Genomic DNA, 15,713 nt, shown 5'->3' with positions numbered 1-15,713 from the left:
TCTCGCCGCGTAGTAGCTGCTCGGAGCCACCTGCATGTGCGTGCAGATGAACTCGACTCCGAACTCGTCGCGGTTGTCGTCGACGACCGCGACGATCACTTCAAGGGACGGTCGAGCTCCGCCGCGAAAAAAGCCGAGGCCCGCTTCAACAGGTCATTCGCCCGCCGCAACTCACGGTTCTCCTGCTCAAGCTCACGGATCCGCGTCACCTCGGCCGTGGTCACACCCGGTTCGACACCCTCGTCGATATCGGCCTGCTTGACCCAGGTCCGTAGCGACTCCACCCCGCAACCGATCTGGTCCGCGACTCGCGCGATCGTCCCCCGCGTCGTGCCGAGCTCGGGCCTTGATCCCGGATCTTGGACACGGTGTCGGATTACGCGGCTGTGGCTGTGACGGTAGCCGGGAGTGTCTGTTCGTAGGTGTTCGGGGACAGGTGCCGGCAGTAGGAGTGTCGTCGTCGGGTGTTGTAGCGGGTCAGCCACCTGAAGACCTGCCGTCGGCAGGTGGCCGCGTCGGGCCAGCAGGTGCTGTCCTGGAGGACCTCGCGTTTGACGGTGGCGTTGAACGACTCGGCCAGGGCGTTGTCCGCCGACGATCCGACCGCGTCCATGGAACGGGTCACTCCGAGCCGGTCGCAGAGTTCGGCGTAGGCACTCGAGGTGTAGACCGCTCCGTGGTCGCTGTGGAAGACCGCCCCGCGTAGCGACCCACGGGCCCGTTCCGCGGCGTGGAGTGCGTCGCTGACCAGGTCGGTGCGCATGTGATCAGCGAGGGCCCAGCCGGCGAGTTTGCGGGAGCAGCAGTCGATCACCGTGGCCAGATACAGGTTCGTCCCGCCTGCGAGGGGCAGGTAGGTGATGTCACCGACGTAGACCTGGTTCGGTGCTGGGGCGGTGAAATCCCGCCTGAGCAGGTCGGGCACCGTCTGCCGGGACTGCTCGACGATCGTGGTGTGCACCCGGCGCCGGCTGCGGTAGCCGGCGATCCCGGCCGCACGCATCACCCGCGCGACGCGTTTGTGGTTGACCCTGTCCCCGGCTGCGGCGCCGTCGTTGAGCTCGGTCGTGGCCCGCGGTGCACCGATGGTGTTCTCGGCGTCATGGATCGTCCGGATCCGCGCCACCAACACCGCATCACGGGCGGCCCGACGCGCCCGGGCCGGAGCGGCCGCCAACCAGGCGTAGAACGACGACCTCGAGACGTGCACGAGCTCGCACAACCGCTTCACCTCGAAGGTGTGCCGGTGGTCAGCGACGGACTGGAAGCGGGTCACCAGCGCGTCTCCCCCGCGAAATACTTGGCCGCCCGCTGCAGGATCTCCCGCTCGGCAGTCAGCTTCTTCTCGCTGATCTCGAGTTCACGGACCCGAGCCTCGAGACGGGCGATCTTCTGCCCCGGTGGTTCCTCCCCGTCCAAGCCCGACCCCGGCGTGGTGCGCATGGTCTGTACCGGGCTGGGGCAGCTACTGCCATCAGCTGCGGTCTTGTTCCCCGTGCCGTGGATCGTGAGCCAGTCCCGCAACGTGCCCCGCGCGATACCCAGGTCGTCGGCGATACCACGGACCGTGGCACCCGGGATGGACTCATACAGATCAACAGCCTGCCGACGGAACTCGTCGGTGAAACTCTTCCTGGCCATGATCGCTGGATCATCTCGCTTCCCCAGCAGTGCTGGATTCAGCGTGTCCAAGATCCGGGGTCAAGCCCCATCCACGATGACGAGACCGCCGCTACCGCGGCTGCTGTGCTCTCGCGGGCGACTACGTGGTTCACCGATCGCGGGGTCACCGTGTCCCGGGTCCTGTCGGACAACAGCTCGGCCTACCGTTCCCGGCTCTGGCGCGACACCTGCCACGACCTGGGCATCACCCCGAAACACACAAGGCCCTACCGGCCGCAGACCAATGGCAAGATCGAACGATTCCACCGCACCCTGGCCGACCGGTGGGCCTACGCCCGGCACTACACCGGCGAGTCCCAGCGGCGCGACGCCCTCCCAAACTGGCTCCACGAGTACAACCATCACCGGCCCCACACCGCCATCGGACGACGACCACCGATCAGCCGGTTAACCAACGTCTGTGGTCAGTACAGCTAGTGAAGGCGATCCCGCCGATCCGGGGTCGTCGTGGCCAGCCCCGCCACCGCCCCGGGACGCTCTACGGAGACCGGGGCTATGACTCCCAGCCACACCGCCGCCGCCTCCGCGCACTCAGCATCCGACCACACTTGGCCCGACGACGACGAGGCCACGGCTCCGGCCTCGGGAAACACCGCTGGGTCATCGAACGCGGCTTCGCCTGGCTCCACGCCTTCAAACGACTCCGGACCCGCTACGAACGCCGAGCCGACATCCACCTCGGCCTGCTCCACCTCGCCTGCGCCCTGATCTGCCACCGGGGACTCACGAAGTCATTCTGAAACGACCTCTGAGTACCAGCTTGCCAGATCCCCCGTCGCTGCTGGGTGGTCACTACCACACCAGCTCCGGATCGGGCCGCGAGTTCCAGTGCCGCTCAGGCTTCACTCGGCCCGCATTGCACCAAGACCGTGTCGCGTATCTGCTCGAGCCCATCGAACCGATCAGACATCGACACGCCTCCAGAAATTCTGGACTGCCGCAACGCACTACAGCGCAGCAAAGCACCCCGGAACCACCCGGATTTTTCTAGAATGACTCCAGTTTCAGGAGGTGAGGCCGACCCGGCAGTAAGCCGCAGTGCGGTCGAGGTGGGTGATGGTCAGGTCGTCGCCGCCGATGGCGATGGTCAGCACTTGGATTTCGTCGGGGCTGTATTGGTCGGGCAGTGTTCGTCCGAGGGTGGTGAAGCCGCGGTGCATGGTCTCGAGGGCGGTGGTGATGCCGTGGTCGATGCTGTCGGCGATGACTTCGATCCGGATGGTGAGGTGCTCGCCGTCGAGGTCGTCGGGGTCGTGACCGTCGGTGGCTGGCGGTTGGGTGGGTCCGGCGTAGGCGTCGGCGATCCGGCCTTGTCGGCAGAGCCCGGAGAAGTAGCTCATCAGGGCGTAGGAGGCCTGGTAGAGGTCTTTGTCGCTGCGGATGGTGAAGTCCTGGGTGGTGATGACCAGGATGTCGTCGGGGCCCATCGGGTCGGACATGTCAGACACCAAGGCAGTGTAGTGGCGCCCGGTGTAGAGGCCTCAGGATGCGGGAGAGGCCCCGCACCCCGAGGGTTGTGGGCATCCTGTGCGACAGTGCCGTGGTCCCTTGAGGCCGGGGCTCTCTCGGTGTACGCGCCCTGGTCTCTGCTCGTTGGCAGCGAACAGGGGCGCGTGCTCAGCTGGCGTGGTGAGTGAAGGCTCCCGCCAGCGAAGCGGCGCGGGGTGTTACTTGCCGCTGATGGCGGCGTCGCCGGCGGCGCCGGTCTGGGCGCAGGTGTCGGACTGGTCGGTGACCGAGTGTCCGGACTTCGCGGTGCCAGAGCCGAGGATCCCCAGCGCGCCGGTGAGCCCGTTGCCCAGGCCGAGGTCTTCGATGGGGACCTGGGCGCCGATGAGGTTGACGGGGATGTTGTTGTTGCAGACCTGGATCGGCACGTTGATGTTGTTGCCGTTCAGGCCCGAGATCAGCCCCTTCGAGCTCTTGTCGATTCCGTGGTCGCCGTGGTCACCGCTGGTGTGAGCCATCGCCACCGGCGAGAGCGCCATCAGCGATGCCGCTGAGGCGGCCACCACGATCCCGGTCTTCTTCCACATCACGCATGTCCTCCAGATAGTGCTGGTACTCGAATATGAAGGGGGGAGCCCGTACTAGGAGGCTTATTCAGGCTCCGTCAGGTAAGTGTGTAGAAGATGAGTCCGATGACTGCCGAGATTGTCGTTTTAAATGTGGCGTAGGGCCGCCGGTAGTCTGTGTGGAGAACTTTCCACGTTTTGATATGGGCGATGACTCGTTCGATGGTGGCGCGTGTGTGGTTGAGGCTCTTGTTGAATGTTTTTTGCCAGTTGAGAAGTTCCCGGCCGGGTGGTTTTTTGAACGGGGTGAGCATGCCGCGCCCGATGTATCCTTTATCGCCGATCGGGGGGTATGTGGCGAGGTGGTCGAGGGCGCCGGATTGGTCGAGGCAATATAGGTCGTGTCGGGAGCCTGGGGTCGGGTCGGAGATCCACGACAGCTGCCCTTCCAGGGTGGCTGCGACCTGGACGACGACGCCGGTGGTGCGATGCTTGCCCGACCACAGACCCGGCACCGCGGCCCATGACCAGCAGGGCAGCAAGGTTCCATCGATGATGTACTGCCGATCGGCACGAAGCTCCTCTGCCGTCGGAACGACACTCCGCAGCGCCTGTGCCAGCAACGGTGTCACCCCCGTGATCGCTCGACTAACCGTCGACTGCGACACCCCATAGGTTTCCGCCAACTCCCACTGCACACGATTCCCGCGCAGATACGCCAACGTGATCACCACCGACCAGAACAACCCCAGAACCGGCGGCCAAGACAAACGTGCCTCCGTCGCGTCCCGCTGATCCTGCTCATACACTATAGCGACAAGATCCTGAATTTCATCACGCCGGAAACCAGTGGTATAGTACATACTGCGGCAGCCCGTTCATCTCGGATTGATTCGGCAAACCAATATTCGCGATGGACGGGCTGTCGCCCAACCCGACACGCCGGGCTAGATCGTTATTTCACGGGGCCTGAATAAGCCTCTAGCTGTAACGAGAGGCTCCAGGCTGGGAAACTGCAGACCACACACCACCACCCGGTCGACGTGCGGTTGTCGCGCAGCGCAGTCGAGATGTCGGGGATGCCCACTCGGGTGGGGGTGGCGGACGTCGCTTGATGCGTCGGTGTGTCACTCGCGGTGTGTCCCAGCTGGTGGTCGCGCGGTGGCGGAGGCCGCGGCCGGCGCGGTGGTCCGGTTCTGTCGGGATTGCAGTAGCGACCTGATGGGGTTTGCTGCAGTGTTGGTTGACAGTGGTTAAGTGGTGATCATGGTGCGGGGGTGGTGGTCTGGGTGGTGAAGGTGAGTTCGTACTCGACGGGGGTGAGTTTGCCGAGGCCGCGTTGTCGGCGTCGGCGGTTGTAGGTGCGTTCGATCCAGAAGATGATCGCGTCGTGGAGCTGGTCGCGGGTGTGCCAGCGGTGCCGGTCCAGGACGTTGTTCTGCAGCAGGGCGTGCCAGGACTCCACCGCGGCGGCGCGGGCGGGGTTGGTTCACCGGGCGGCGCCGAGACCGACGACGCCGGCGGTCTGCAGGTGTTCGACGACGGCGGCCACGTCGGCGGTGACGGGCTCGTCGGGGCCGTAGAGGCACAGCGGCATCTGCGCGCTGTAGGCCTCAGGGACCCGGACGGAGCGGCGCACGGCAGGGGTGACGATGCCGCCCCATGCGCTGCGAACCTGGTCGAGCACGTCGCGGTAGTAGCTGCCGGCCGACGGCACGATGGACGGTGCCGCCGCGACGAGCCGCAGCTGAGGGTTGTAGGCCTTGGCGACGGTCTCGATGGTGGCCTCGAACTTCCCGACGCCGCCAGCCTCCTTCTCGGCCGGCGCGAACACGGTCACCGCGACGTCGGCTGCGACGAGCGCGGACACGGTGAGCGTGCCGAGCGACCCCGGGCAGTCGAGCAGGGTCACGACGTCGGCGTCGTCGACGGCCGCCTGCAGCGCCATGCGCAGCCGCTGCTCGCCGCCGAGGACTTTCGACAGCTCGACGTCGGCGCCCTCCATCCGTGTCGGGTGAGAGGGCACCACGGTGAGCGTGTCGAGCTCCTCGACGGGACGTTCCGTGGCGAGGATCGCCGCGCCGTCGAAGAGGAGCTCGTAGGTCCCGAGCCCGGCCGGGGCGACGTTGCCGGCGTCGTCGGGCAGGGGCTCGGGATGGCCGAGCCAGTGGGAGGCGTTGCCCTGCGCGTCCAGGTCGATGACCCGCACCCGGTGGCCGAGCTGAGCCAGCCGCGCGCCGACGTTGACCACGAGGGTAGTCTTCCCGGCGCTGCCGGCCTGGTTGCCAACGGCAATCACGGTCATGAGGTGGCTCCGTCTGCGGGGGTGCTTCCGGCGGAAGCACTCATGGTGAGGACGGCGAGCCGCTGCTCGTCGTCGGAGGTGAGTTCGTAGCCGCCGTGCGCGGCCAGGCGCCGCACGTGCCGGGCCTCGTGGGAGGTCCAGTCGCGGCCGTCTCCGCCGGCCCAGCCGAGGCTGTTCTCGACCTCGGCGAGCGCGACGGCCACGGCGGCTCGGCGCGCAGCCAGCGGCCCGGCGGTGGCCTGGCGGTGCAGCCACGTCGAGACGGGGTCGTCGCCGGCGTCGACGTCTTCGTCGACGAGCTGTCCGCAGAACTCGGCGGCGACCGCGGCGTACTCATAGGGCTCGAGAACGACGTCGACAAGCACGGCGTCGGCGAGGATCTCCACGGCGAGCTCGGGGTCCAGTCGCCCGGTCACGATGCGGGCGCACGCCGCGGCGCGGGCCTCGCTGGCAGCGCGGGCGACCTCGGCACGTTCCTGACGTTCACGCAGCAGAGGGGCGCGCTCCTGCGCCTCGGCGGGGTCGACCGTGGTCGCCGGTGCGTCGGGGCTTCCGCTGAAAGCACCCGCGGAACCGCTTCCGCTGGAAGCACTCGGCTCGGCGGGCGCGACGGTTCCCCCCCACCGCTGCGGGGCTCGTCCTCCCGCGCCTGGGTGGAGTACCAGGACAGGTGCAGTCGCTCGCCCTGGGCGTAGACGTGCGCGAGAACGTCGGCGGGCGGCGGTACGGCGTCGTCGCCGCTGGCGATGCCGCGCACGGCCGGGTCGGCGCCGGGCACCGAGTACGCGCTCGGGAGCAGGTGGTTCCAGGGGCGGCTGCCGAACTCGGCGTCAGGGTCGTCGATGAGGCGAAGCCCGGCGGCAGTGAGTGCGGTGCGCAGCTGCTCGCCGCGTTCACGGGCGGCGAGCGCGGCCAGGCGGGCCGTGACCACGCCGTTGATGCCGCGGTACTCCTCGCGCTTGGCCTGCGACCAGGCCGAGGAGATCTCGCTGTCGGGCAGTTCCAGCAGCCGCAGCGCGTCGGTGACGGTCAGCTCTCCGTCTACGAGCGCGGCCGCGAGCTTGGCCGGCAGCCGCAACAGCTGCAGCCGCTTGTGCACCTGGCCGGGACTGACCCCGGTCTCCTTGGCGATGCGACGCTCGGACCAGCCGCGATCACGCAGCCGCCCGAAGGCGCGGGCCTGCTCGATCGGACTCAGGTCGGTGCGCTGCACGTTCTCGACGATCATCGACAGGACGGCGTCGTCGTCGCCGGCGAGCGCATCGCGCACGACGACCGGCACGGTCGGAACGCCGGTGTGGACGGCGCCGGCGTGGCGACGGTGCCCAGCAACGATGACGTACTGAACGGCCACGTCCAGCTCGACGTCGGACCGCTGGGCAGTGAAGGCGGCCCGGCTCACCACGACGAGGGGCTGCAGCACGCCGCGCTCGGCGATGGACTCACCGAGGCCGGTGACGTCGCCGAGGCTGTCGCGGATGTTGTCGGGGTGCGGAGTGAGGTGCGCGACGTCGACGTCGACGATCCGCTCCCCCGGCGCCGGCGGCTGCTCGGCGGCTGCGCTGATGGCCCCGAGAATCCCCGCCCGGGCCTGCGGAGCCTCCGCGGTCGCGGTGGCGGTGGCGGTGGCGGTGCTTCCGCTGGAAGCACCCTCGCCGGATGCTCGGCGCCCGATCCGTGCGGCTGCGCCGACGGTGAGTCCTGGCTGTCGCCTCGGTGGCATGAGGTGTCCCGCTTCCCCTCGATGTTGGGTGCATCCTCCCGCGAGCGCTCGAACTGCAACGCGCCGCGGTCATCCCAATATATATGGATTGTATATATTTGTCGTGTCTGATGGGTGCTTCCGCTGGAAGCAGCGTCGCGTTCAGTGCGCGGCACTGGGCTTGCCCAGGTTCGTACGGGCCTGGTGGGTGGCGAAGGACGCGAGCGCTGCGGCCTGGGCGGCGTTGCGGCGGTTGGAGGGATCGGGCGCCACCGGCGTGCGGTCGGTGGGCTGTACGGCGACGGGGGAGCGGCGCTGCTGGCGTTCGTAGCGGGCGGCGACGTAGTTGCCCGGGTGTCCGAGGAGGCTGGCGGGCAGCTCGCCGAGTCGCCCGGTCCATGGTCGCAGTCGTGCGCCGCGGATGGCGATCGGGTCGCGGCCGCCGCGGAGCATGTCTCCGCGGTGGTGGTCGGGCCAGTCGGGGTGGTGGTCGATGGCGTGCAGTACCGCGGCGGGGCAGGCGCCGGCATCCCACTATCTGCGCAGCAGTGCGTGGAGGCAGAACCGGGGCACCCCGGGAAGCCGCTCGTTCTCGATGCCGAGACCGCGAAGGACACAGGCAGCGGCGTCGGTACGTTCCAGAGGGGTCTGGGGCACTCCGCAGAGCAGCCAGGGCGCCCGGACAGGACCACGGTGTTCGAGCCGTGTGCCGCGCAAGGGCTTACGAGTTCATGCGCTATTGGGGTTGGGATGTGCTGGCCTCAGAGGTGCTCGGTGAGGGCCTATCGCATGGCGTCGCGGTCGGAGACCAGACCGGCGATCGCCCGGTAGGTCTCGGGCAGGTGTGCGCGCTGGTGAGTCCAGCGCCGCAGGCCGCGTCACTGCTTGTGTGCGGCGATCGCGTGCTCGACCGCGATCCGCTGGGAGGAGTGACGCTGCCGAGCCCGGTCTCGGATATCGGCGGTGACGACAGAGACCGTGTTGCGGGAACGAGTACTCGGGGGCGGAGCAACGATCTGACCCCGATGACGCTTCCGGAGTCCGCGATAACCGGCGTCGACCAGCGCTCTGGCGTGCGGGAAGTGATCGAGGAGGTCATCGATGCCCTCAGTGTCGAACGCGGTCTGGTCGTGTTGGCGTCCCGGCCGGTGCGCCCCGGTCCATAGGGTGCGTCCCGCACCGTCGCTGATGATCGTGGTCTTGATGGTGTTCAGGTTCTTCTTCCCTGAGATGAAGGCCCGCCGGCCTGGTCGGTGCGCGGCGGGTCGGTTGACCTGGGTCTCGGTCGCATCCAGCCGCAGGACGACTCCCTCATGCTCGGCGTAGGCAACCACGTCAGCCAGCGTGCGCAGCCGTACTCCAGGCCGGTCAGGCACCGCGTGACCACGCCCGGCCAGCAGCGGCCGGACCTCACCGATCGAACTCGGCCCGTGCGGGCAGCAGCGCGGCGAATTGGTCCCACAGCGGCTCGGTCAGCCATGATGGCAGGACGGGCACGCGGCCTCCAGACGATCACGAAGCGTAGACAACTTCATGATCGGCAGGCCCGTGCCCGCCCTCGCCCCAGACACTCGGCCGCGGCCAAGCTGTAACCAATCCGCGCGAGCTCCAAGTCGTCACTTCGGTTGCTCGGTGGCGGCCGACGGTGCCTCAGCCGTCGCTTCCGTCGTCGGAGTTGGGGCCTTGGTGAATTTCAGACCGACGATGCAGCTGATCAGGATGGTCAGCACGACGGCTTTGGCTGTGGTGAACTGCTCGCCGCCAGTCAACATGGCGTAGGCGACGGTGAGCACGGCGCCGATCCCGATCCAGACTGAGTACGCGACGCTGACCGGGATGTGGCGCATCGCGAGCGCCAACCCGATCATACTCAGGGTCAGGAAGATCACGAAGACTACTGTTGGGGCTGGCTTGCTGAATCCATCGGACTGTCCGAGTGCGGTCGCCCAGACTGCCTCGAACACTGCGCTGACGACCAGGACAATCCAGCTCATCACGACACCACCTTGAGCGCGACGACGCTGCCGACCAGCCCGGCGAGCAGGAGCACCTTCATCGGTGTGGCCTTCTCTTTGCCGCGGAAGATCGCCCACCCGGCGGTCAGCACGGCGCCAACGCCGACCCAGACCGCGTACGATGTACCGGTGGGCAGGGTCTGCATCGCCACAGCAAGGCCGATCATGCTGAACACAAGCGCGACGGCGAAGACGACCGTCGGTTTGCGACGCTTAAATCCGTCCGAGGACGACAGTGCTGTCGCCCATACCGCCTCAAGGACGCCGGACGCGATCAAGATACCCCAAGCCACCAGGAACTCCCTGAACCAGTCTTGTCGCTGCGCGGGTACTGGTTCACCTCGTCCGCAAGGCTTCTCCAACCTTCACGCTGCAACATAGCAAGCCAGAGTCGAGTAAGCGCTCCGTGGTGACCGAAGCCTCCACCGTATTCATGCGACCGTGACTGTTGGCGGTGCCCGAGTTTGCCGGCTCCTGGCCCATGCGAGGCGCTGGATTCCGGCCGGAGCCGTGACCCGACTACTGCGAGGGTCGCTGTAGCCGCGGTCACGCACGGGTGGTCCCGCCCGACGGGCTCCGACCGAGCCGGCTATAGTCTGTGGCGATCCACCGCTATGGTGGGGGCGCGTCTAGGGTTCCGTTCCCCTTGGAGGAGTCTGGTCTGAGAGACGTAGGCGGTTTATCGAATCGCCTCACGGCGGGACAAAAGCCCGGGAGACAACTGGTTGGCATCAGTTGCTCCGCTGGTGCTCGGTGAGAGGACTCCCCTGTCACGCGATGATCGCCGGGCCGGACGCCGGTACAGGAAGCGTCGATAGAGGTAGCAGACCTACTCCGCGCGGCGCTGAGACCGCTGCTCACCTGAGCAGGCCCGAGAGGGGCCGTCCACCCTGTCGGACCTTCCGGACCTCGGCTGGAAGCGTCGCCGCACCGGGGAGCTGTCCCCCTCGGCTTCGCCAGGGCTGTCGAACAGTAGAAACTCATGTAGTAGGAGCAGTGCCCAGCTGTCATCGACATCAGACATGAACGACATCTCATCGACACCGCACGGCCCGTCCGTTTTTCCGGTGGACCACCGAGGAGGAAACCCGGCGACATGAGCCCAACCTCACGGCCTCGTCCAGGGGGGCTGCAGATGAAGAAGCGGGTCGTTGAGGCCCTGGAACAAGCCGACCAGCGGTATCGCCCAGCCGCGGGGCTGCGTCAACAGCTCAACAAGGTCTTCCCGACCCACTGGTCGTTCATGCTGGGCGAGATCGCGCTCTACAGCTTCATCATCGTCATTCTCTCGGGGGTCTATCTGGCGTTGTTCTTCGATCCCTCGATGGGAGAGGTCGTCTACAACGGCCCCTACAATCCGCTCCGCGGCGTGCATATGTCTCGGGCTTACGAGTCAGCACTCGCGCTGACCTTCGAGGTGCGCGGTGGGCTGTTCATGCGTCAGCTGCACCACTGGTCCGCTCTGTTGTTTGTGGCGTCGATGATGTGTCACATGTTCCGGGTGTTCTTTACTGGAGCGTTCCGTAAGCCTCGAGAGGCTAACTGGGCGATCGGGGTTAATCTAATCCTGATCGCTACCTTTGCGGGTTTCAGTGGCTACTCGCTGCCCGACGAGTTGCTTTCTGGGATCGGCTTGCGGATCGCTTCCGGTATCACCCTGTCGGTCCCGGTCGTGGGGACCTGGATGCACTGGGCGCTGTTCGGCGGGGATTTCATGGGCACCGAGATCATCCCGCGGCTCTACATCATCCACGTCCTAATTCTTCCTGGGATCTTGCTCGCCCTGATTGCAGTCCACCTCGGTCTTGTCTGGTATCAGAAGCACACCCAGTTCCCCGGAGTGGGCCGGACGGAGAACAACGTGGTCGGTGTCCGGATCATGCCGCAGTTCGCGGCTAAGGGTGGTGCGTTCTTTTTCATTGTCGCTGGCATCCTCATCATCGTCTCCGGGCTGTTCGAGATCAACCGGATCTGGTTCTTCGGGCCCTTCGATCCCTCGCATGTCTCCGCTGGCTCGCAGCCGGACTTCTACATGCTGTTCTCCGAGGGCATGGGGCGGATCTTCCCGCCCTGGGAGTTCTACTTGTTTGACACCTACACGATCCCGTCGGCATTCCTGCCTACCGCAGCGTTCCTGCCGGTGCTGTTCATGCTTGCATCGGCCTACCCGAAGATCGAGCGGCGGTTCACCGGTGACGATGCGCATCACAACCTGCTCCAGCGCCCGCGTGACGTCCCGGTCCGCACAGCCCTGGGGGCGATGGGGATCGCGTTCTACCTGTGGCTGGTCCTCTGCGGGTTCAACGACTGGATCTCGCTGTTCTTCCACATCTCGCTCAACGCAACGACCTGGGCCGGGCGTATCGGTCTGCTGATCGTGCCGCCGATCGTGTACTGGGTCGCCTACCGGTGGTGCCTGGGTCTACAGAAGTCCGACCGCGCTGTACTGGAACACGGTCTGGAGACCGGTATCATCAAACGACTCCCACACGGGGCATACATCGAAGTGCACCAGCCGCTCACCGGGGTCGACGAGCACAGCCATCCCGTCAAGCTGGAGTATCAGGGGGCCCCCGTTCCGAAGCGGATGAACGAGCTCGGAGCTGCAGGCCGCTCCACACCCGGGACCCTGTTCACTCCCGACCCGGCCGCCGAGACCGCAGCGCTGGACCGGGCCCGCGAGCAGGCACGTGAACAAGAACGTGCCGTGTCAGAACGGCACGCCGACGTCACCGCGGACCGCCGCGCCGACCCTCATGGAACCGATGAAACGGCCGGCCGTCCCTTCGACGACGGCGGCCCCCGCGATGCGCACGCTTGACCTGGTGTGGGCCTGGCGAGAAGAGCGGCGCCGCGTCACAGAACATAACCATGTCGAAACGATTCTGCGGGACTTCCCGCGCGTGGTGCTCCATCTGCGCGACGCATTCACCCTAGACCCTGATGAACTCGGCACCGACCTTGCCTACGCCCGAGTAAACCGCCAGAGAGACGTCCTGACTTTCGCCACAACAATTCGCCGAATCGACGAGACGACGTCCGAATGGCACCTAATCGTGACTCGGTCAGAAAAACAAGGAGGAACGCCGCTTACACTTTCTACCGCGGAAGGCCGCTCTTGGAGTCTTGCGTTGTTCGGAACTTGTCATGCCGCATCAATCACGATCGGGGCAACGCTGCCGCGCCACGAGCTACCTTTCGAGCTCCACGATGGAGCACACTATGCCGTGCGCGTCAAGGCAGACGCCAGGCCGACATCATTCATCGCGACCGCTTAATAGGAATCAAGACTTCTCCGTACCCCGATGAGCTGCGGGAACGCGGGGTACGGAGTCACCTGCACCACACGGTTGCTGCTGCTGCGGCGCGGGTCATGTTCGTCCAAGCCCACGAGCCCGACGCCGCCCGGATACTGATCGCCGCTCGGTGAGGGGGCTGTGCTCACCGACAGGCGCGGCGGTCGACGGCGCGCGATGGAGTAGATGGTGGCGATAGCTGCCCTGAGTGCAGGTTTCTCTGTGGATTTCATGTAGTGGTGAGCGACTAGAGAGATTCGAGGTCCTGAGTGTGGCCGATGTTGAGGTTCTTGTTGATCTGGTCGATCGCCGTGCTGCGTTCAATGTGTTTCTAGGTGCGCTGCATAAAGCTCCGGTGGGTATCGAAGAATGGCGTGAAGGGTGGGTCGGCGACGACCTTTTCGATGATGAGTGTTGGCTGGGCGTCCGGGGTGCGAATGGCGAGATTGTCGGGACAGCACATTCCTTTCCGACTCAGTGGACGTTGCCGGGTGGGGCCCGGGTTTCCGCGTCAGCAGTGACGGGTGTGGGAGTTCGGGCTGATTCCACACGGAAGGGCCGGTTGTCTGCGTTGATGGGCACTCAGCTCGGCCAGGCCCGGGAGCGCGGTGATGTCGCGGCGGTTCTGCATGCGACACAGACGGGGATCTACGGGCGTTATGGTTACGGCGTTGTGTCCCGGAGTGAGACGGTGCGTGTCCCTGTCCGGGCAGAGTGGCGGCCCGAGTGCGGCCCGGACACCGCGACTGGGAGGCGGGTCCGGATGCTGGATCGCGCCGAGGCGGCGGCCGTGCTGCCTGTTCTGCAGGAACGCCTTGCTGGTGGGCGTCCCGGTGGGTTGACTCGTCCGCCGCAGTGGTGGCGGCATGCCCTGGAGCCGGCGTCAGGGGCGACGCCGGGGTTCGCGGGTTCGGGTTATCAGGGTATTGCTGTGCATTCCGGAACGGCGGGCGATGACGGATTCGTTGTGTGGGTGAGCGGCAAGGTCGGTCCGGATCGTGATTGGCCCGCCGAGGTTGGGGTCCAGCAATTATGGGCGTCGTCGGCGGCGGCTACAGCTGGATTATGGCGGTTTGTGACGGGTCTGGATCTCGTTGATTCGGTGGTGGGGTGGGGGCGCCCGCTGGATGAGGACCTTGATCTGATGCTTGCTGATTCACGTCAGCGGCAGGTGCTCGGGCGGGGTGATGAGCTGTGGGCGTGCCTCGTCGATATTTCTGCCGCGTTGTCGGCTCGAAGCTGGGGGTCGGGCGATCCGGTGGTGCTGCGGGTGCGTGAATCGGGACCGCTCGCTCTGGGTGATGGCGCCGGTACCTGGCGGATCGGGGTGAGTGGTGTCGAGCCGGCGAAGGGGGTCCTGCCTGATCTGGAATGTAGTGCGAGCACATTGATGCCAGCGTTTCTCGGTGACCGGATGCCGTCGAGATTGTGCACGGCCGGGTTATGGGTCGAGCACACCCCAGGAGCGGCCGCGCGAGCGGACGTGCTGTTCGCCGTCGCCGCCCCGGCCCCGTGGGCAGGTACATGGTTCTGAGACCGTGTTTGAGAAGGGCCGGCGCGTCTGCGCCGTGCAGGCTGGAGTCTGTGTGCTTCCCCCCCCCCCCCCCGGATCGTGGAGGCATCGGCTATAGGGAGTGGCGATGTCAGAGACACGCAGGGTGTACGACCGGGAGTTCCGTGACGAGGCGGTCCGGATCGTTGCCGAGACGGGGAAACCGATCGCGCAGGTCGCCCGCGATCTGGGGATCAACGAGGGCACGTTGGGCACGTGGGTGACCCGTGCACGTGACGATGCTGCCGGCCGCGACGGGCTGGCCCGGACGCGGTCGCGGAGCTGAAACGCCTCCGCGCGGAGAACGCCGAGCTCCGGATGGAGCGTGATGTCCTCAAGCGATCCGTGGTCGGGTGGGTGAAAGAGGCGACGAGGTGAGCGTGGCACGCTTCATCGCTGACCAGAGGACCTTGTACCGGGTGCCGCACGTGCTGTCCTGCGACCTGTTGGGAGTCTCGGTGCCCTGGTTCTACAAGTGGGCCGCTCGCGACGCCGGCCCCGAGGCCGGGACCGGCCTGCACACCGATCGGGACCGTCGCCGGGCCCAGCTCGACCGGGCCGTGGCCGAGGCGTTCGGCCGGGCTCGTCGTGTGCACGGGTCCCCACGGCTGCTGGGCGATCTTCGTGATGCCGGCTGGGTGGTGAGCGAGAAGACCGGCGCGGCGTCGATGCGCCGACAAGGCCTGGTCGCGCGCCGGGTCCGGCGCCGTAGCGGGCTGACCCGCCCGGACAAGGCCGCCCCGGTGTTCCCGGACCTGCGCCGACGGGATTTCACCGCTGTCGATCCGAACACCCGCTGGGTCGGGGACATGACCGAGGTCCCCACCGGGTCGGGGAAGTTGTACCTGGCCACGGTCATCGATCTCTACGCCCGCCGTCTGCTGGGCGCAGCGACCGGACCACACCCGAACGCGGAGCTGGCCTGCGCAGCGTTGAAGACAGCAGTCGCGGACCGAGGTGGACACGCCCACGTCGACGTAGTCGTGTTCCACACCGGACAGAAGCTCCACCTACACCGCGGAGGCGTTCACCGCCCTGTGCCGTCGGCTCGGGGTCCGCCAGTCGATGGGCCGGGTCGGGTCGTGCTTCGATAACGCACCGTTTATCTGGACACTTGCTCCTGCGCTCCGAGGAAGCTGCAGGTC

16 protein-coding genes, 4 pseudogenes, 1 riboswitch and 1 other annotated feature are annotated in these 15,713 nt (G+C 66.6%); of the genes and pseudogenes, 7 read left to right on the top strand and 13 right to left on the bottom strand.

The window, feature by feature from the left end:
- Positions 1–347 (bottom strand): annotated as a pseudogene (locus KPL59_RS33295) (transposase); the annotation flags it as partial.
- Positions 22–135, bottom strand: a sequence feature (AL1L pseudoknot). It overlaps the preceding pseudogene by 114 nt.
- Before the next feature lie 29 nt (positions 348–376).
- A protein-coding gene (locus tag KPL59_RS33290; protein WP_226363196.1) for an IS3 family transposase occupies positions 377–1,641 on the bottom strand; the annotation gives its coding sequence in 2 pieces (ribosomal slippage) (positions 377–1,290 and positions 1,290–1,641; 1,266 coding nt in all).
- Between the two features lie 69 nt (positions 1,642–1,710).
- Here KPL59_RS33290 and KPL59_RS33285 point away from each other — a divergent pair.
- Together KPL59_RS33285 and KPL59_RS33280 are read left to right on the top strand one after the other, a co-directional pair.
- Positions 1,711–2,100, top strand: a pseudogene (locus KPL59_RS33285) (integrase core domain-containing protein); the annotation flags it as partial.
- Positions 2,097–2,423, top strand: a pseudogene (locus KPL59_RS33280) (transposase); the annotation flags it as partial. The pseudogenes KPL59_RS33285 and KPL59_RS33280, both read left to right, overlap by 4 nt.
- Before the next feature lie 264 nt (positions 2,424–2,687).
- On the opposite strand, the gene KPL59_RS33275 reads toward KPL59_RS33280, so the two are convergent.
- From KPL59_RS33275 to KPL59_RS33225, 11 genes and pseudogenes are all read right to left on the bottom strand, one after another.
- On the bottom strand, positions 2,688–3,131 hold the full coding sequence (locus KPL59_RS33275) for a hypothetical protein (RefSeq protein ID WP_226358233.1): 444 nt from the start codon (positions 3,129–3,131) through the stop codon (positions 2,688–2,690).
- Between the two features lie 219 nt (positions 3,132–3,350).
- A complete protein-coding gene (locus tag KPL59_RS33270) occupies positions 3,351–3,719 on the bottom strand; it encodes a hypothetical protein (RefSeq protein ID WP_226363195.1) in 369 nt (122 codons plus the stop codon).
- Positions 3,720–3,796: 77 nt separating this feature from the next.
- The gene (locus KPL59_RS33265) at positions 3,797–4,561 is read right to left on the bottom strand and encodes a transposase (RefSeq protein WP_226359656.1); all 765 of its coding nucleotides are present in this window, start codon (positions 4,559–4,561) and stop codon (positions 3,797–3,799) included.
- A 401-nt stretch (positions 4,562–4,962) separates the two neighbouring features.
- Positions 4,963–5,169, bottom strand: a pseudogene (locus tag KPL59_RS33260) (IS3 family transposase); the annotation flags it as partial.
- Positions 5,170–5,187: 18 nt separating this feature from the next.
- Positions 5,188–6,003 carry a ParA family protein gene (locus tag KPL59_RS33255; protein ID WP_226358235.1) on the bottom strand — a complete coding sequence of 272 codons (816 nt, stop codon included), beginning with the start codon at positions 6,001–6,003 and terminating at the stop codon, positions 5,188–5,190.
- Positions 6,000–6,419 (bottom strand): hypothetical protein, encoded by a 420-nt coding sequence (locus KPL59_RS33250; RefSeq protein WP_226363194.1) that lies wholly within the window; start codon positions 6,417–6,419, stop codon positions 6,000–6,002. Before KPL59_RS33250 ends, KPL59_RS33255 begins: the two co-directional genes overlap by 4 nt.
- Positions 6,416–7,726, bottom strand: a complete 1,311-nt coding sequence (locus KPL59_RS33245) for a ParB/RepB/Spo0J family partition protein (protein WP_226363193.1) — start codon at positions 7,724–7,726, stop codon at positions 6,416–6,418. The genes KPL59_RS33250 and KPL59_RS33245 overlap by 4 nt, the downstream gene beginning before the upstream one ends.
- Before the next feature lie 141 nt (positions 7,727–7,867).
- The gene (locus KPL59_RS33240) at positions 7,868–8,158 is read right to left on the bottom strand and encodes a hypothetical protein (RefSeq protein WP_226358237.1); all 291 of its coding nucleotides are present in this window, start codon (positions 8,156–8,158) and stop codon (positions 7,868–7,870) included.
- 425 nt (positions 8,159–8,583) lie between these two features.
- The gene (locus KPL59_RS33235; protein WP_226363192.1) at positions 8,584–9,039 is read right to left on the bottom strand and encodes a transposase family protein; all 456 of its coding nucleotides are present in this window, start codon (positions 9,037–9,039) and stop codon (positions 8,584–8,586) included.
- 282 nt (positions 9,040–9,321) lie between these two features.
- Positions 9,322–9,699, bottom strand: a complete 378-nt coding sequence (locus KPL59_RS33230) for a multidrug efflux SMR transporter (RefSeq protein ID WP_226358238.1) — start codon at positions 9,697–9,699, stop codon at positions 9,322–9,324.
- The gene (locus KPL59_RS33225; protein WP_226358239.1) at positions 9,699–10,013 is read right to left on the bottom strand and encodes a multidrug efflux SMR transporter; all 315 of its coding nucleotides are present in this window, start codon (positions 10,011–10,013) and stop codon (positions 9,699–9,701) included. The genes KPL59_RS33230 and KPL59_RS33225 overlap by 1 nt, the downstream gene beginning before the upstream one ends.
- A 325-nt stretch (positions 10,014–10,338) precedes the next feature.
- Positions 10,339–10,439: riboswitch (guanidine-I (ykkC/yxkD leader) on the top strand.
- 377 nt (positions 10,440–10,816) lie between these two features.
- Here KPL59_RS33225 and KPL59_RS33220 point away from each other — a divergent pair.
- The 5 genes from KPL59_RS33220 to KPL59_RS37340 all read left to right on the top strand — a co-directional run bounded on the left by KPL59_RS33220 (position 10,817) and on the right by KPL59_RS37340 (position 15,662).
- The gene (locus tag KPL59_RS33220; RefSeq protein ID WP_374111699.1) at positions 10,817–12,541 is read left to right on the top strand and encodes a cytochrome bc complex cytochrome b subunit; all 1,725 of its coding nucleotides are present in this window, start codon (positions 10,817–10,819) and stop codon (positions 12,539–12,541) included.
- Positions 12,528–12,998: a hypothetical protein gene (locus KPL59_RS33215; RefSeq protein WP_226358241.1), complete on the top strand. Its 471-nt coding sequence runs from the start codon at positions 12,528–12,530 to the stop codon at positions 12,996–12,998. Before KPL59_RS33220 ends, KPL59_RS33215 begins: the two co-directional genes overlap by 14 nt.
- 289 nt (positions 12,999–13,287) lie before the next feature.
- Positions 13,288–14,550, top strand: a complete 1,263-nt coding sequence (locus KPL59_RS33210) for a GNAT family N-acetyltransferase (protein ID WP_226358242.1) — start codon at positions 13,288–13,290, stop codon at positions 14,548–14,550.
- A 124-nt stretch (positions 14,551–14,674) separates the two neighbouring features.
- Complete coding sequence (locus KPL59_RS33205; protein WP_308187997.1) at positions 14,675–14,854, top strand: transposase; 180 nt, start codon at positions 14,675–14,677, stop codon at positions 14,852–14,854.
- An 88-nt stretch (positions 14,855–14,942) separates the two neighbouring features.
- Positions 14,943–15,662 carry a DDE-type integrase/transposase/recombinase gene (locus KPL59_RS37340; RefSeq protein ID WP_226363190.1) on the top strand — a complete coding sequence of 240 codons (720 nt, stop codon included), beginning with the start codon at positions 14,943–14,945 and terminating at the stop codon, positions 15,660–15,662.
- The last annotated feature ends 51 nt before the right edge of the window (positions 15,663–15,713 follow it).

The sequence above is a fragment of the Pseudonocardia sp. ICBG1142 genome (genome assembly GCF_020496255.1).
Taxonomy (GTDB): domain Bacteria; phylum Actinomycetota; class Actinomycetes; order Mycobacteriales; family Pseudonocardiaceae; genus Pseudonocardia.
Note: the sequence above shows the minus strand (reverse complement) of the source record. Positions and strands in the feature narration are given on the sequence as shown.

What these genes read in the sequence shown, in the direction of transcription:
- KPL59_RS33240 (WP_226358237.1), bottom strand. Translation starts at nt 8,158, where the DNA reads ATGCTCCGCGGCGGCCGCGACCCGATCGCCATCCGCGGCGCACGACTG.
- KPL59_RS33255 (WP_226358235.1), bottom strand. Translation starts at nt 6,003, where the DNA reads ATGACCGTGATTGCCGTTGGCAACCAGGCCGGCAGCGCCGGGAAGACT.
- KPL59_RS33220 (WP_374111699.1), top strand. Translation starts at nt 10,817, where the DNA reads ATGAGCCCAACCTCACGGCCTCGTCCAGGGGGGCTGCAGATGAAGAAG.
- KPL59_RS33215 (WP_226358241.1), top strand. Translation starts at nt 12,528, where the DNA reads ATGCGCACGCTTGACCTGGTGTGGGCCTGGCGAGAAGAGCGGCGCCGC.
- KPL59_RS33245 (WP_226363193.1), bottom strand. Translation starts at nt 7,726, where the DNA reads ATGCCACCGAGGCGACAGCCAGGACTCACCGTCGGCGCAGCCGCACGG.
- KPL59_RS33230 (WP_226358238.1), bottom strand. Translation starts at nt 9,699, where the DNA reads ATGAGCTGGATTGTCCTGGTCGTCAGCGCAGTGTTCGAGGCAGTCTGG.
- KPL59_RS33265 (WP_226359656.1), bottom strand. Translation starts at nt 4,561, where the DNA reads ATGTACTATACCACTGGTTTCCGGCGTGATGAAATTCAGGATCTTGTC.
- KPL59_RS33270 (WP_226363195.1), bottom strand. Translation starts at nt 3,719, where the DNA reads ATGTGGAAGAAGACCGGGATCGTGGTGGCCGCCTCAGCGGCATCGCTG.